Origin of the sequence: Chitinophaga sp. (assembly GCF_036569125.1) — a bacterium.
Classification (GTDB): Bacteria; Bacteroidota; Bacteroidia; order Chitinophagales; family Chitinophagaceae; genus Chitinophaga.
In genome coordinates this window covers 1-2,457 of record NZ_DATCRF010000005.1, presented here as the reverse complement: position 1 = coordinate 2,457, position 2,457 = coordinate 1, and the positions used below count along the sequence as shown (strand labels likewise).

At 51.2% G+C, this 2,457-nt stretch carries 2 protein-coding genes and 1 pseudogene; 2 read left to right on the top strand and 1 reads right to left on the bottom strand.

What is annotated here, in order from left to right:
- Positions 1-267 precede the first annotated feature (267 nt).
- Together VIM87_RS00130 and VIM87_RS00125 are read left to right on the top strand one after the other, a co-directional pair.
- On the top strand, positions 268-945 hold the full coding sequence (locus tag VIM87_RS00130) for a FadR/GntR family transcriptional regulator (protein ID WP_331994996.1): 678 nt from the start codon (positions 268-270) through the stop codon (positions 943-945).
- 31 nt (positions 946-976) lie between these two features.
- A complete protein-coding gene (locus VIM87_RS00125; protein WP_331994995.1) occupies positions 977-2,218 on the top strand; it encodes an MFS transporter in 1,242 nt (413 codons plus the stop codon).
- Here VIM87_RS00125 and VIM87_RS00120 read toward each other — a convergent pair.
- A pseudogene (locus VIM87_RS00120) lies at positions 2,219-2,457 on the bottom strand (arylsulfatase); the annotation flags it as partial.

The window sequence follows — 2,457 nt, the reverse complement described above, 5'->3', positions numbered from 1 at the left end:
CTCCAACCTAATCTCCAACTGCACCTCAAATGCCCAACTTCGACCCGACTTAACTCTTAGCCTCCTGCTACACCCCCAACCCAAAACTCCAACCTAATCTCCAACTGCACCTCAAATCCTCAACTCCGACCTAACTTAACTCTTAGCCCCAGCTGCCCCTCCCAATCTCAATCTCCAATCTTCTCTTCCCCCTCCAAATAATCTTGCATAAAAAACACCTTGACATAACAAATATCATTCTGTACCTTTGAGTCATCATATCATCTGATGATTAAAACAGAAAAAATTAACCGGCACAGCCTGGCAGACGAAGTAGCACAGCGCCTGCAGCAACAGATCTCCCTCGGGCAATACAAACCCGATGAGAAGCTGCCCACCGAACCTGCGCTCATGCAGGAATTTGGCGTAGGCCGCTCCACCATCCGCGAAGCGGTACGCATACTGGTAAATGCAGGCGTAGTACGGGTGCGCCAGGGCCTGGGCACCTTTGTGGAAGCAGCCACCGGCATTACAGAACCTTTATCCCAGCGCCTGAAACGGGCAGAGTTCAATGACCTCAACGAAGTACGGCAGCTGCTGGAGCTGAAGATCGCGCAAAAGGCTGCCCGGCACCGTACAGCAGCAGATATTGAAAGGATCCAGGGCTTCCTGGATCAGCGGCTGGCAATGGCCAAAGAAAATAAAGTAGCAGAAAGCATACAGGCGGATATTGAATTTCACCGCAGCATTGCAGCTGCCGCCAACAACGGCATCCTGGCCGACCTGTATGGCACCCTGGCCCAGCACATGAAAAACCATTTTATACGCATTCACAAAACCACGCAGGCTTTTATAGAAACGCACGACCTGCATCATGCGCTGCTGCAAAGCATCATAGACCAGAAGCCGGAACAGGCCTGGGAGCTGGTTGCGCGCATCACAGCCCATTCAGCACATTTAGATTAACGATACCTCAGCATACCTAACAGATTATAATATGGAAGCGGAATTAAAAGACACTACGGTAACCATGCCCGATGCGGCAAAAGAAGCAGCAGAAAAAACGGTTTTCTCCATTCTGCTGGCACTTAGTTTTTCTCACCTGTTAAATGACACTATTCAATCCCTGATACCCGCCATTTACCCGGTGGTAAAGGATTCCCTGAAGATCAACTTTACACAGATCGGGCTCATTACGCTCACCTTCCAGATGACAGCCTCCATTTTACAGCCGCTGGTGGGGCTGTATACAGATAAACATCCGCAGCCTTATTCCCTGGCTATTGGCATGGGCTTTACATTAACAGGGCTGGTATGTTTATCAATGGCGCACAACTTTTATATGGTGCTGCTGTCCGTAGGGCTGGTGGGCATGGGCTCTGCGGTGTTTCACCCTGAATCGTCCCGGCTGGCATATATGGCTTCCGGCGGGCGGCATGGTATGGCGCAATCCCTGTTCCAGCTGGGAGGTAATGCCGGCAGCTCGTTAGGCCCTTTGCTGGCAGCGCTGATCATTGTGCCTTACGGGCAGTTTAATGTGATCTGGTTTTCACTGGCTGCGCTGGTAGCTATTGTAGTGATGCTGAATATAGCCGCCTGGTACAAACAAAATAAACACCGGGCAAAGCCCAAGCGCAAGGTAGTGGAGGGCACGGTTGTAAAGCTGCCCACCAGCAGAATTGCTTTTGCGCTGGTGATATTGCTGGTGCTTATTTTCTCCAAATACTTTTACATGGCCAGCATGACCAACTACTATACTTTTTACCTGATAGATAAGTTTAAGCTGCCTGTAGGCACAGCGCAGGTGTACCTGTTCATATTCCTGTTTGCCATTGCAGCCGGTACCTTTATCGGCGGGCCGGTAGGCGACCGTATTGGCCGTAAGTACGTGATCTGGATCTCTATTTTAGGTGTAGCGCCATTTACGTTGCTGCTGCCGCATGTAAATTTATTATGGACAGCCGTACTGAGTGTATTCATTGGCGTTATACTCTCCTCCGCATTCTCTGCCATACTGGTTTATGCACAGGAGCTGGTGCCCGGTAAAGTGGGCATGATAGCCGGTTTGTTCTTTGGGCTGGCCTTTGGTATGGCCGGTATTGGCTCCGCAGTGCTGGGCCGCCTGGCAGATCATACCAGCATTAACCACGTATTTCACCTGTGTGCATGGCTGCCATTAATTGGCCTGCTTACCTGGCTGCTGCCGGATGTGGAGCGTAAACGCAGGAAACAACATTGATCACTCAACTTTAGCCGGGGCGCGGCGTCCTGTGCCCTGCTGGCCGGTAAGTTCATCGCCTAGATCCTGGCGGTACTTACCGGCCAGTGTTTTTAGCTCCGTTACCACTTCGGGGAACTGTTCTTTTACATCCAGGGTCTCTCCGGGATCGCGGCGCATATCATACAGCGCTTCCGGTATATCTATGTTAGGCTGCAGGCCGGGAAAGCCATCGTAACCCGGCGGGTTTAGCTTGTAAG